Below are 12,878 nucleotides of genomic sequence, written 5' to 3' on the forward strand. Positions count from 1 at the left end.
GTGGGCGCGGCGGCGGCGGGGGGGGGGGGGGGGGGGGGGGGGGGGGGGGGGGTGGGGCGGCCGCCCGCCGCCCCCCCCCCCCCCGACCACGACCGCGACCGCGGCGGGCTGCGCCGGCACCGCGACGGCTCCTGGACCGTCCCGGGCCTGGCCCGCCCCGACGAGGTGCGCGGGGGCACCGGGGTCGACGTGCCCGACGCCCCCGCCTACGAGACGCTCGGCGGCTTCGTCATGGCCCGGCTGGGGCGCATCCCCGTCGTGGGCGACGAGGTCGCCGTCGGGCAGGACGCGTTCCTGCGCGTGGTGCGGATGGAGGGCCGGCGCGTGGAGCGGCTGCGGCTGCGGCTGCGGGCCCCCGCGGCGGCGGGCGTCCCGGCGCCGCCGGAGCCGGTGGCGGCCGTGCCCGCGCCCGGGTCGGGCGCGGCGCCCGCGGTGACGCCGGACTCCTCGCCCGAGGTGGACCCCGCCCGGGCCTCGGGCCCCGCGGCGCGGCGGCGCGCGCACCGGCGCGCCGCCGAGCGCGCCGCCGCCCGGCGCGCGGCGGGCGACGAGGGGCGGGATGGGGCCTCCCGACCCGCCGGTGAGCAGGGGGTGCGCCGGTGAGCTCCGAGGTCTCCCTGCTCGTGGCGGTCCTGCTGCTGCTGGGCAACGCCTTCTTCGTCGGCGGCGAGTTCGCCGTCCTGTCCGCGCGCCGCAGCCAGGTCGAGCCGCTGGCCGCCACCTCCGCCCGCGCCCGCAGCGCCCTGAGCGCCATGGAGCACGTCTCCCTGATGCTGGCGCTGTGCCAGCTGGGCGTGACGCTGTGCTCGCTGGGGCTGGGCGCCGTGGCCGAGCCGGCCGTCGCGCACCTGCTGGAACCCGTGTTCGCGTCCCTCGGGGTGCCCGAGGGCCTCGTGCACCCGGTGTCCCTCGCGCTCGCGCTGACGATCGTCGTCTACCTGCACGTCGTCGTGGGCGAGATGATCCCCAAGAACCTCAGCATCGCCGGGCCCGACCGGGCCGTGCTGGCCTTCGCGCCGCCGCTGGTGGCCCTCGGCCGCGTCCTCGGCCCCGTCGTGCGGGCCCTGAACGCGGTGACGAACGCGCTGCTGCGGCTGGCCGGCGTCGAGCCGAAGGACGAGGTGGCCAGCGCCTTCACCGTGGAGGAGGTGCAGTCGATCGTCGCCGAGAGCCGCCGGGAGGGGACCCTGGAGGACACCCAGGGCCTGGTGACGGGGGCGCTGGAGTTCTCCGACCGCAGCGTCGGGGAGATCGCCGTCCCCCTGGACGCGCTGCGCACGCTGCCGCCCGGGGCCAGCCCGGCCGACGTGGAGGCCCTCGTGGCGCGTACGGGCTTCAGCCGCTTCCCGGTCGCCGACGCCGACGGCGACCTGCACGGCTACCTGCACCTCAAGGACGTCCTGTACGCCGACCCCGCCGAGCACCCCGAGCGCTACGAGCGGCCGGTGCCGGACAAGCGGGTGCGCCCGCTGGGGACGCTGGCGGAGGACGAGGAGGTGGAGGACGCGCTGGCCGCCATGCGGCGCACCGGCTCGCACCTGGCGCGCGTGGTCGACGGTCGCGGCCGGGTGACGGGGGTCGTCTTCCTCGAGGACGTCATCGAGGAGCTGGTCGGCGAGGTCGCCGACGCCACCCAGCGCGCCGACGTCGCGCTGCGCGCGGGGGGCTGAGGCGCTGCGCGCGCGGGGCTGACGCGCCGGGCGCCCGGGGACGGGCGCCCGGCGCGGTCCGTCAGCGGCGGGCCAGGCGCCGGCCGCTGGGGGTGTCGGCGGGCGTGTAGTCCAGGCCGTAGTGGGCGTAGATGCGCGGCTCGTCGTCCGGGCCGAGCTCCTCGTCGGTGGCGAAGGCCGGTGCGGCCTTGACGGTCTCCTTCGAGAAGGAGACGCGGATGTCGTGCCGGCCGACCGCCGCCTGGTCCAGCGGCACCATGACCACCTTCTTGAACCCCACGACCCCGGTCTCCACGGCCGCGAACAACCACTCGTCGGTGGCCGCGTCGACGTACACGGACGCGAGGGTGCCGATCTTGGCGTCGGTGACGTCGGTCACCGCGGCGCCCTTCCACTGGTTGAGGTCCTGCACCAGGATGGTCATGGCGTCACTGTGCCGTCGCCGCGGGTGCGCGGCCACCCGGTCGTCGCCGGCGCCTCCACGAGGGCTCCACACACCTCCGACAGCGCCGCGACGGCTCCCGCCCGGCCGGGGCCCGCGCGGGTGCGACGATGGACGACGGCATGAGCGAGCAGAGCACCGAGCCGGTCCGGCTCACGATCCCCTGGCTGCAGATCTGCGCGGGCGCCCTGGCCGCCGTCACCTCGGCGCTGGTCCTGGCGGGCGCGCGCAGCCTCGGCACCCTGGGCACCCTCCTGGGCGCGGCGCTGGGCAGCGTCGCCGCCTCGACGGCGGCCGCGGTCTACAACCACTACCTGAAGGTCAGCCGGGAGCGGGTGGCCGACGCCGCGCGGCGCGCCCGCGAGCGGCGCACCGCCCCGCTGCCCGTCCCGCCCGCGCAGGACCGGCACCCCGAGCGCGAGGACCCGCCCGCCGAGGACGCGGAGCCGGCCCCCGACCCGGACCCGCGCGGTGAGGAGCCGCGGGAGGTGCGCGAGCCCGCACCGCCCGCCCGCGCGCGGCGCCGGGTCGGCCGCCGGCACGCCGTCCTCGTCGGCGCGGCCGCGTTCGCCGTCTCCGTCGGCGGCATCGCCGCGTGGGAGCACGCCAGCGGCCAGACCGTGACGTCGGTGCGGCAGGGCACCGCGGGCAGCGGGGAGGTCGAGCGCGGCATCCTCGGCGGCAGCATCACCCCGTCGCCCGCGGACCCCGCCACCGAGGAGCCCGCGACCCCGGGCGGTGAGCCGACGTCCACGGGCACGGCCACGAGCACGGACGAGCCGACCGCCACCGGGACGGCGACGCCGGACAGCACCGGGGACACGACGCAGGAGCCCACCGCGACGGGCTCGGCCACCGGGAGCGCGACCTCGTCGCCGACCGCCACGGCGACGTCCGAGCCGACGGGTGGGGCGGGGTCGGCCGCCGGCGACGGGACGGCTGCGCAGGGGGAGGAGGCGGCCGCCGCCGAGCGCGTGGCCGCGGGTGCGGCCGCGGTCGACGAGGCCGCGGCGACCGCCCCCACCGCCGCACCCCGCGCGGACTGAGCCCGCCCGGCCCGCCCGCCGCTCGCCGCTCGCAGCGGGCGACGGGTCAGCGGGCCTGCGGGGCCAGCTTGCGGCGCAGCTGCTCGGGCACCAGCTCCAGCATCTCGTCGGGCAGCAGCGGCAGGTCGAGCAGGCTGAGCTTGACCCGCGAGCGGCGCCCGTGCCCGCCGGGGTCCATCCGGATGACGTGCCCGGCGTCGCGCTCGGCGACCACGTCAACGACCGAGCCGGGCGTCAGCGGCCCCGCGTCGATGCCGTCGACCTCCACGGTGGGGGTGCCGGAGGACTCCATGAGCTCCAGGCGCACCGGCTCGTCCACCCCCAGCACGATCGAGCGGGAGATCCCGGACATCGGCGCCACGGGCGTCACGACGAGGGCGTCGGCGCCGGGGGAGACCACCGGCCCGCCCGCGGCGTAGCTGTAGGCCGTCGAGCCCGACGGGGTGGACAGCACCACGGCGTCGCAGCGCAGGTAGCCGATGCGCTGCCCGGCCACGCTGAGCGCGGCGGACACGGTGCCGCGGCCGGGGACCCGGGCGATGGCGACGTCGTTGAAGGCGACGGCCTCGCGCCCGGGCAGGCCGGTGCGCAGGCACAGGTGGGGCTCGACGGTGAAGTCCCCGCGGGCGATGCGCTCCAGCGCGCCGGGCAGCTCGCGCGGCTCCAGCTCGACGAGGAACCCCAGGTGGCCGAGGTTGACGCCGAGCACGGGGATGCCGCGCCCGACGACCAGGCGCAGCGCGCCGAGCATGGTGCCGTCCCCGCCGAGGCTGACGACGGCGTCGACGGTGCGCAGGAACTCGGCCTCGGTGACGGTGGGCACCTCGGGCGGCAGGCGGCCGGCGTCGCGCTGCAGACCGACGACCTGCCCCTCGTGCTCGCGGGCCCAGGCGGCCACGACGCCCGCGGCCTCCGCGGTGTCGCGCACCGGGTGCACGACCAGTCCGAGCCGCCGCCCGCGCACGTGCTGCTCCACGCCGCTCACGCTAACCGCGCGCCCGCGCCGGTCCTCACGCGCCCCGGCGGGCGGCGCTGCGGTGGCGGGCCAGCGGCACGACCAGCGGTGTGCCGGTCTCGGGGTCGGGCACGACGACGCAGGGCAGGCCGAAGACGCGCTCCACGAGGTCGGCGGTGACGACCTCGCGCGGGTCGCCCTGCGCCATGACCCGCCCGTCCTTGAGGGCGACGAGGTGGGTGGCGTACCGGCAGGCGTGGTTGAGGTCGTGCAGGACGGCGACCAGCGTGCGGCCCTGTTCCTCGTGCAGCGCGGCCAGCAGGTCGAGGACCTCGATCTGGTGGGCGATGTCCAGGAACGTCGTGGGCTCGTCCAGCAGCAGCAGCGGCGTCTCCTGCGCCAGCGCCATCGCGATCCACACCCGCTGGCGCTGCCCGCCGGACAGCTCGTCGACCGCGCGGTCGGCGAGGTCCTCCACGCGGGTGCTGGCCATCGCCGCGTCCACGGCCCGCTCGTCGTCGCGGGTCCACTGCCGCAGCAGCTTCTGGTGCGGGAAGCGGCCGCGGGCGACGAGGTCGGCCACGGTGATGCCCTCGGGCGCCGAGGCCGTCTGCGGCAGCAGGCCCAGGCGGCGGGCCACCTCCTTGGACGGCAGGGAGCGGATGTGCTCGCCGTCCAGCAGCACGTGCCCGCTGGTCGGCTTGAGCATCCGCGCCAGCGCCCGCAGCAGGGTCGACTTGCCGCAGGCGTTGGGGCCGACGACGACGGTGAAGGAGCCGTCGGGCACCTCCAGCGACAGGTCGCGGGCGATGGTGCGCTCGTCGTAGGCGAGCGTGAGGTCCTGCCCGCGCAGGCGCGCGGTGCCGGTGCCGGGGGACCCGGTGGGCCCCGTGGAGGTGGTCAGCGCGGTCACGGGCGGATCGGTCTCCGGGGTCGGGGCGGGCGTTCTGGTGGGCGCCGGCCGGCGGCGGCGGGGCAGGGACGGCACGGCGCCTCAGCCGAGCCCGCGTCGCCACTGGGCGACGAGCAGCCAGCACAGGTACAGCCCGCCCACGGCACCGGTCATGACGCCCACGGGCAGCTGCACGGGGGAGAACAGGCGCTGGGCGGCCAGGTCGCTCAGCAGCAGCAGCACCGCGCCGGTCAGGCCCGCGGCGACCAGGCCGCTGCCGACGGCCCCCGTCAGCCGGCGGGCCACCTGCGGGGCGGCCAGGGCGATGAAGGCGATCGGCCCGGCGGCGGTGGCGGCCAGCGCGGTGACGGCGACGGCCGCCGCCAGCACCGCGAGCTTGAGGCGGTCCACGCGCACGCCCAGCGCGCGGGCGGCGTCGTCGCCGAGGTCCAGGAGGGTCAGCGAGCGGCCCAGCACCAGCAGCACGGGCAGCAGCACGGCCAGCCCGACGGCCAGCGGCAGCGCCTGGTCCCAGCCGCGGGCGTTGAGGCTGCCGGTGATCCACAGCTGCGCGGCCTGCGCCTGCTCCACCCGCGAGCGCGTCAGCAGGTAGTTGTTGACGGCGATGAGCACGGCGCTGACGCCGATGCCGACGAGGATCAGCCGGTACCCCTGCAGGCCCCCGCGCACCGACAGCGCGTAGACGAGGGCCGCGTTGGCGGAGCCGCCGACCAGGGCGCCCAGCGGGACGGCCGAGCCGGTGCCGCCGAGCACGAGCAGCACCACGAGGGCGCCCGTCACGGCGCCGTGGGTGAAGCCGATGACGTCCGGGCTGCCGAGCGGGTTGCGGGTGACCTGCTGGAACACCGCCCCGGCCACGCCGAGCGCGACGCCCACCAGGACGCCGACGACGACGCGCGGCAGGCGCAGCCCCGTGACGACGAACGCGTCCGCGGGCCGGCCCTGTCCCAGCAGGGCGCTGACGGCCTGCGGGACGGTCAGCGGGTAGTCCCCGGTGGTCAGCAGCACCGCCACCACGGCGGCCAGCGCCGCCAGCAGCCCCGCGCACACGAGCGCGGTGCGGCCCTCGAGGCGGACGCTGAAGCGCGCTCCGGTGCGCCCGCGCAGCGTGCGCCCGCGGCGGGCGCGGTCGGCGACCCCGGTGGGCCGGGTCAGCGGACCGGGCCGGACGTCGACGCTCACAGCTGCGCCAGCCGGCGCCGCCGGACGAGGGCCACCAGGACGGGTGCGCCGAGGACCGCGGCCACGATGCTCACCTCCAGCTCGCCGGGGCGCACGACGACCCGGCCGATCACGTCGCCCAGCAGCAGCAGGCCGGGGGCCAGCAGCGTGGACAGGGGCAGGACCCAGCGCTGGTCCGGGCCGGTCAGGGCCCGCACGAGGTGGGGGACGGCCAGGCCGACGAAGGCGACCGGCCCGACCGCGGCAGTCGCCGACCCGCACAGCAGCGTCACGGCCAGCGCCGTCAGGACGCGGGTGCGGGTCACCGAGGCGCCCAGCGCGCGCCCGGAGTCCACGCCGAGCGCGAGGGCGTTCAGCGGGCGCACCTGGCTCAGGCCGAGGGCGGTGCCGACGAGGACGAAGGGGGCCAGCTGGGCCACGACGGTGGCGTCCTGCCCGGCCAGGGAGCCGACCTGCCAGAAGCGGAAGCGGTCGAAGGTGCGCTGGTCGAGCAGGATCCACGCGGTCGTGTACGCGGTCAGCGCGGCGGTGACGGCCGTGCCGGCCAGCGCCAGGCGCACGGGCGTCGCCCCGCCGCGGCCCGCCGAGCCGATGACGTAGACGGCCACGGAGACGACGGCCGCGCCGAGCATCGCGAACCACACCAGCTGCAGGCGCGAGGTGGTCCCGAGGACGGCCAGGGCGGTGACCATGGCGGCCGCGGCGCCGGCGTTGACGCCGAGCAGGCCGGGATCGGCCAGGGGGTTGCGGGTCAGCGCCTGCATGAGCGCCCCCGACAGCCCGAGGGCGGCGCCGACGAGGAGCCCGGCGAGGGTGCGCGGCACGCGCAGCTCGCGCACGACGAGGGCGTCCTGGCCGGTGGCCGTGCCGCGCAGGGCGTCCCAGACGGTGCCCAGGGGGACGTCGCGGGAGCCGACGGCCAGGCTGGCGACCACGGCGGCCAGGAGCACGACCGCGGCCAGGGCGAGCACCGCGCCGCGCCCGTGCCGCCGGCCGCCGGCCCGGCGCCGCGGTGGTGGCGGGGCCGCCGCGGCGGGCAGCGGGCTCGTCGAGGTGGCCACGAGGTGAGGTTAGCCTACCCACCGCAGCGGTGCGGGTCGCCGCCCGCGGCTCAGGTCCCGCGCGCGGCGGCCGATCGGGGCAGCGGGTCCCGTGCGGCATGATGGGTCCCCGGCGGGCGCGCCACCAGGTGCGGCCCGCGGTCGAGTGTTCAGCGCCGTCGCGGCGCGCAGGTCCCTCCTCACCGGAGCGCGGTCGGGCACCACGGCCACCCCGTCGTCCCGAGAGGAACCCGTGAGCACCTCCGCGTCCAGCGGCCCCCGCACGTCCACCGACCCCCGCACGACCCCCACCACCAACCCCTTCGCGACCCCCGCCGGCCCGTCCGGCGAGGGGGTGCCCGCCCCCCGGCGCCGCCGTCGCGGCGGCCGCGGGCGCGGCGGGCAGTCCGCCGCCGCGAACGGCACCGCCACCACCGGCACGAGCACCGCGGCGGCCGTCCCCGCCGAGCGCACCGACGAGCGCCCCGCCGCGCAGCCCGCCGCGCAGCCCGCCGCGGACGCCCCGCAGGACGGGCGCGGCTTCGCCGAGCTCGGCGTGCCCGCCCCCCTCGTCGCCTCCCTGGCCGAGCGCGGCGTCACGGCGCCCTTCCCGATCCAGGCCGCGACGCTGCCGGACTCCCTGGCCGGCCGCGACGTGCTGGGCCGCGGGCGCACCGGCTCGGGCAAGACCATCGCCTTCGCGCTGCCGCTGGTGGCGCGCCTGGCCGCCTCCACGCGCCCGCGCCGCGCCACCCGCCCGCGCAGCCTCGTGCTGGTGCCCACCCGCGAGCTGGCCAGCCAGGTCGCCGCCACCCTGACCCCGCTGGCCACCGCGGTCGGCCTGCGCACCACCGTCGTCTTCGGCGGCGTGGGGCAGAACCCGCAGGTCAGCGCGCTGCGCGAGGGCGTCGACGTGCTCGTCGCGTGCCCGGGCCGCCTGGAGGACCTCGTCCGCCAGGGGCACTGCCGCCTGGACGCCGTCGAGGTCACCGTCCTCGACGAGGCCGACCACATGGCCGACCTGGGCTTCCTGCCCGGCGTGAAGCGGCTGCTGGACGCCACGCCCGTCGTGGGCCAGCGGATGCTGTTCTCCGCCACGCTCGACGGCGGGGTGGACGTCCTGGTGCGCCGCTACCTGTCCGAGCCGGTGACGCACTCGGTCGACCCGGCCGTCGCGCCCGTGTCGACGATGGAGCACCACGTCCTGGAGGTGCCCGCCGACGGCAAGGGCGGCCTCGTCCGCGACCTGGCCGCCGGCCGCGGGCGCACCGTGCTGTTCACCCGCACCAAGCACGGGGCGAAGAAGCTGGCCAAGCAGCTGACCGCCTCGGGCGTGCCGGCCGTGGACCTGCACGGCAACCTCAGCCAGAACGCCCGCGAGCGAAACCTCGGCGCCTTCACCGACGGCTCGGTCAAGGTCCTCGTGGCCACCGACATCGCCGCCCGCGGCATCCACGTCGACGAGGTCGGCCTCGTCGTGCACGTGGACCCGCCCACCGAGCACAAGGCGTACCTGCACCGCTCCGGGCGCACGGCGCGCGCCGGGGCCGGCGGCACCGTCGTCACCGTCTGCACGCCCGACCAGCGCGGCGACGTGCGCACGCTGGCCAAGCAGGCCGGCATCAGCCCCCGCTGGAGCGCCGCCGCGGCCGGCGCGCCCGTCGTCGACGGCCTCGTCGGCCCGCGCGCCGAGCACGTGGACCCGGCCAGCGCGCCGGTGCCGCAGGCCCCGCCGCAGCCGGTGCGGCGTCGCACGGCCCCGCCGGCCGCCCCCGGCGGCCGTGGCGGGGAGGGCGCCGGTGCGCCGTCGCGCCGTCGTCGCGGCGGCCGCGGTCGCAGCGGTGCCCGTCCCCAGGGCGCCTGAGCCCCTCCCGCGAGCCCCGTCCGGTGCAGCCCACCCGCCCCGCCGCCCCCGGCGCGGGCGGGTGGGACCGTGACGGGGTGCTGACGCCCGACCTGCTCGGTTCCCTGCCCGTCGGCGCCGTCGTCCCGCAGCTGCTCGGGGCGCTGGAGCGCGCCGGGACCGCCGTCCTGCAGGCCCCGCCCGGCACGGGCAAGACGACCCTCGTGCCGCTGGCGCTGGCCGGCGCGCTGCCGGGCGGGCGGGTGGTCGTGGCCGAGCCGCGCCGGGTGGCCGCCCGCGCCGCGGCGGCCCGCTCGGCGGCCCTGCTGGGCGAGGAGGTCGGCGCCCGCGTCGGCTTCGCGGTGCGCGGCGAGCGGCGCACGAGCGCGGCCACCCGCGTGGAGGTCGTCACCACGGGCCTGCTGCTGCGGCGCCTGCTGCGCGACCCCGAGCTGCCCGGCATCGCCGCCCTCGTCCTCGACGAGGTCCACGAGCGCCACCTGGACACCGACCTGGCGCTGGCGCTCGCGCTGGAGTCGCGGGCCGTGCTGCGCCCGGACCTGCGGCTGCTGTGCGCGTCGGCGACGGTGGAGGCCGACCGCGTGGCCGCCCTGCTCGGCGGGTCCGGGCCGTCGGCCCCGGTCGTCACCGCCACGGCCGCCGTCCACCCCCTCGACGTGCGCTGGTGCCCGCCGCCGCGCCCGGTCCGCCCGCCGGAGGGCCTGCGCGTGGACCCGGCCCTGCTCGACCACGTCGCCGCGCTGACCGCCACCGCCCTGGCGGACCTGGCCGGCGACGTCCTCGTCTTCCTGCCCGGCGCGGGAGAGGTGAGCGCCGTGGCCGCCCGGCTGCACCGGCTCCCGGTCGCCCGCGACGTCGACGTCGTCGCCCTGCACGGCCGGCTGGGCGCCCGCGAGCAGGACGCCGCCCTGCGCCCGGGGACCCGCCGACGCGTCGTGCTGGCCACCGCCGTGGCCGAGTCGAGCCTGACCGTGCCCGGCGTGCGGGTCGTCGTCGACGCCGGCCTGGCCCGCGTGCCGCGCACCGACCACGCCCGCGGTCTGGCGGGCCTGGACACCGTGCGCGTCTCGCGCGCCGCCGCCGACCAGCGCGCCGGCCGCGCCGCCCGCGAGGCGCCGGGGACGGTGCTGCGCGCCTGGTCGCGCGCCGACCACGCCCTGCTGCCGGCCCACCCCGACCCCGAGATCACCACCGCCGACCTGAGCGCCTTCGCGCTGACGAGCGCCGCGTGGGGCGCGGGGGAGGACCTGCCGCTGCTCGACCCGCCGCCACCGGGCCCGCTGGCCGCCGCGCACCGGACGCTGCGCGTGCTGGGCGCCCTCGACGACGACGGGCGCGTCACGGCGCTGGGGCGCGCCCTGGCCGGCACCGGTCTGCACCCGCGGCTGGCGCGCGCCCTGCACGAGGGGGCGCCGCGGGTGGGTCGGCGCCGCTGCGCGGAGGTCGTGGCCCTGCTGTCCGAGGACGGCCTGGCCCGCGGCACCGACGACCTCGTGGCCGCCTGGCGGCGGCTGCGCGCGCAGCCCGGATCACCGGACGCGCGCCGCTGGGAGGCGGAGGTGCGGCGCCTGCTGCGCGAGCTGCCCGCCGGGCCCGAGCAGCGCGGCGACGGGCGCGGCGACGGGACGGGAGGACCGCCCGACGACCTGGCGGCCGGCGAGGTGGTCGCCCTGGCCCACCCCGAGCGGATCGCCCGCCGCCGCGGCGCGGGCCTGCTCACGGTGGGCGGCGGTGGGCTGGAGACCGCGCCCGGTTCGGCGTGGGAGGGCGCCGCGTGGCTGGCCGTGGCCGAGGCGGACGCCGGGATCGGCACGGGCCGGGCGGCGGGCCGCGTGCGCCTGGCCGCCCCGCTGGACGAGGCGACCGCCCTGCGGGTGGCCGCGCGCGAGCGCGCGCGGGACGAGGAGGTCGTCTGGCGCGAGGAGCGGGTCGTCGCCGAGCGGGTGGACCGGCTCGGCGCCGTGGTGCTCTCCCGCTCCCCGCTGCCGCGGCCGGACCCGGACGCGGTGACGGCGGTGCTGCTGGACGTGCTGCACCGCGACGGGCTGGCCCGGCTGGGCTGGTCCCCGGCGGGCCGGTCGCTGCGCGCGCGGCTGGCGGCGTGCCGGGCCGCGCTGGGGGAGCCGTGGCCGGACGTGCGCACCGCGGCGCTGCTGGAGCGGGCCGGCGAGTGGCTGCTGCCCGCGCTGGCCGGGGTCCGCACCGCCCGCGACCTGGCCGCCGTCGACGCGGGCGCCGCCCTGCGCGCCCTGCTGCCGTGGCCGGCGGCCGCCCGCCTGGACGAGCTGGCCCCCGAGGCCGTCGCCGTGCCCAGCGGCAGGCGGGCGCGGCTGACGTGGCCGGAGGACCCGCCGCGGGACGGGGAGGACCCCGCGCCCCCGGTCCTGGCGGTCAAGCTGCAGGAGGTCTTCGGCTGGACCGCCTCCCCGCGCGTGCTGGACGGGCGGGTGGCCGTCGTGCTGCACCTGCTGTCCCCGGCCGGGCGCCCGCTGGCCGTCACGAGCGACCTGGCCTCCTTCTGGGCCGGGCCGTACGCGCAGGTGCGCGCGGAGAACCGCGGGCGCTACCCGAAGCACCCGTGGCCGCAGGACCCGCTGACCGCGACGGCGACCTCCCGCACGACGCGCGCCGCCGGCCGCACCTACGATCACGGATCGTGACCACCCGGCCGGCGCTGCGGACGCTCGACGTCGTGGTGGTCGGCGCCGGGCAGGGCGGCCTGTCGGCGGCGTGGTTCCTCGAGCGGGCGGGCCTGCGGCCCGGCCGGGACTTCACCGTGCTGGACGGCGGCGATGCCCCCGGCGGCGCGTGGCGGCACCGCTGGCCGTCCCTGCGCATGGAGCGCGTGCACGGCGTGCACGACCTGCCGGGTCTGCCGATGGGGCCGGTCGACCCGCGCGAGCGCGCCGCCGACGTCGTCCCGGACTACTTCGCCGCCTACGAGGAGCTGCTGGGGCACCCCGTCGAGCGGCCCGTGGGCGTCGTGGAGGTGCGTCGCGGCGGCCCCCGCCTGCTCGTCGTCACGGACGCCGGGACGGTCGCGGCGCGCGCCGTCGTCAGCGCCACCGGCACCTGGAGCCGGCCGTTCTGCCCGTGGTACCCGGGCCGCGACGTCTTCGGCGGCCGGCAGCTGCACACCGCGCAGTACCGCGGCCCGGAGGAGTTCCGCGGCCAGCGCGTCGTGGTCGTCGGCGGCGGTGCCTCCGCCGTCGAGCACCTGCTGGAGCTGGACGGCGTGGCCGAGACCACCTGGGTCACCCGGGGCGAGCTGCGGGTGCGCGAGGACTTCGCCGACGAGGCCGTGCGCCGCGAGGCGGTGGCGGTCGTCACCGAGCGCGTCGCGGCCGGCCGCCCGCCGGGCAGCGTCGTCTCGGCCACCGGCCTGGTGCTGACCCCGCAGGTGGCGGCCCTGCGCGAGCGGGGGCTGCTGCACCGGCGCCCACCGCCGCGGCGCCTGGTCGCCGACGGCCTGGAGTGGGACGACGGCACCCGCCTGCGGGCGGACGCGGTGCTGTGGGCGACGGGGTTCCGGCCCGCGCTGGACCACCTGCGCCCGCTGCGGCTGCGCGAGCGCGGCGGCGGGGTGCGGGTGGCGGGCACGCGGGTGGTGGCCGAACCGCGGCTGCACCTGGTCGGCTACGGCCCCTCGGCCAGCACGGTCGGCGCCTCCCGCGCCGCGCGCGAGGCCGTGCGGGAGGTCGTGCGCGACGTCCTCGCGGGACGCTGACCCGCTGTCTCGATATCCGGGACGTGAGTCTCGAGGCGT

General features: G+C 79.2%; 11 protein-coding genes. 6 read left to right on the forward strand and 5 right to left on the reverse strand.

The genetic code is table 11. From position 1 onward, the window contains the following. The first annotated feature begins 51 nt into the window (after positions 1–51). Positions 52–603, forward strand: coding sequence for a transporter associated domain-containing protein (locus ACRYMY_RS12060; protein ID WP_432547499.1), 552 nt, complete (start codon positions 52–54; stop codon positions 601–603). Continuing rightward, positions 600–1,670, forward strand: a complete 1,071-nt coding sequence (locus tag ACRYMY_RS12065) for a hemolysin family protein (protein WP_432547500.1) — start codon at positions 600–602, stop codon at positions 1,668–1,670. The genes ACRYMY_RS12060 and ACRYMY_RS12065 overlap by 4 nt, the downstream gene beginning before the upstream one ends. A 61-nt stretch (positions 1,671–1,731) precedes the next feature. On the opposite strand, the gene ACRYMY_RS12070 is transcribed toward ACRYMY_RS12065, so the two are convergent. Beyond that, the gene (locus ACRYMY_RS12070) at positions 1,732–2,094 is read right to left on the reverse strand and encodes a PRC-barrel domain-containing protein (RefSeq protein WP_432547501.1); all 363 of its coding nucleotides are present in this window, start codon (positions 2,092–2,094) and stop codon (positions 1,732–1,734) included. Between the two features lie 140 nt (positions 2,095–2,234). Between ACRYMY_RS12070 and ACRYMY_RS12075 the strand changes: the two genes are divergently transcribed. After that, positions 2,235–3,158 (forward strand): hypothetical protein, encoded by a 924-nt coding sequence (locus tag ACRYMY_RS12075; protein WP_432547502.1) that lies wholly within the window; start codon positions 2,235–2,237, stop codon positions 3,156–3,158. Between the two features lie 46 nt (positions 3,159–3,204). Here the strand turns inward: ACRYMY_RS12075 and ACRYMY_RS12080 are convergent, their stop codons facing one another. The 4 genes from ACRYMY_RS12080 to ACRYMY_RS12095 form a co-directional block, all read right to left on the reverse strand. Next, positions 3,205–4,134 (reverse strand): NAD(+)/NADH kinase, encoded by a 930-nt coding sequence (locus tag ACRYMY_RS12080; RefSeq protein WP_432547503.1) that lies wholly within the window; start codon positions 4,132–4,134, stop codon positions 3,205–3,207. Between the two features lie 34 nt (positions 4,135–4,168). Further along, positions 4,169–5,026, reverse strand: coding sequence for an ABC transporter ATP-binding protein (locus ACRYMY_RS12085; RefSeq protein ID WP_432547504.1), 858 nt, complete (start codon positions 5,024–5,026; stop codon positions 4,169–4,171). Between the two features lie 81 nt (positions 5,027–5,107). Continuing rightward, entirely contained in the window at positions 5,108–6,208 is a 1,101-nt protein-coding gene (locus ACRYMY_RS12090; protein ID WP_432547505.1) for a FecCD family ABC transporter permease, read from the reverse strand. Next, positions 6,205–7,269 carry an iron chelate uptake ABC transporter family permease subunit gene (locus ACRYMY_RS12095; RefSeq protein ID WP_432547506.1) on the reverse strand — a complete coding sequence of 355 codons (1,065 nt, stop codon included), beginning with the start codon at positions 7,267–7,269 and terminating at the stop codon, positions 6,205–6,207. The genes ACRYMY_RS12090 and ACRYMY_RS12095 overlap by 4 nt, the downstream gene beginning before the upstream one ends. 232 nt (positions 7,270–7,501) lie before the next feature. On the opposite strand from ACRYMY_RS12095, the gene ACRYMY_RS12100 reads away from it, so the two are divergent. From ACRYMY_RS12100 to ACRYMY_RS12110, 3 genes are all read left to right on the forward strand, one after another. Continuing rightward, positions 7,502–9,112 carry a DEAD/DEAH box helicase gene (locus ACRYMY_RS12100; RefSeq protein ID WP_432547507.1) on the forward strand — a complete coding sequence of 537 codons (1,611 nt, stop codon included), beginning with the start codon at positions 7,502–7,504 and terminating at the stop codon, positions 9,110–9,112. Positions 9,113–9,192: 80 nt separating this feature from the next. Further along, positions 9,193–11,772, forward strand: a complete 2,580-nt coding sequence (gene hrpB, locus ACRYMY_RS12105) for an ATP-dependent helicase HrpB (protein WP_432547548.1) — start codon at positions 9,193–9,195, stop codon at positions 11,770–11,772. Next, the gene (locus tag ACRYMY_RS12110; RefSeq protein ID WP_432547508.1) at positions 11,769–12,839 is read left to right on the forward strand and encodes an FAD-dependent oxidoreductase; all 1,071 of its coding nucleotides are present in this window, start codon (positions 11,769–11,771) and stop codon (positions 12,837–12,839) included. Before hrpB ends, ACRYMY_RS12110 begins: the two co-directional genes overlap by 4 nt. Positions 12,840–12,878 lie beyond the last annotated feature (39 nt).

Origin of the sequence: Kineococcus haloalkalitolerans, from assembly GCF_050871905.1 — a bacterium.
GTDB lineage: Bacteria > Actinomycetota > Actinomycetes > Actinomycetales > Kineococcaceae > Kineococcus.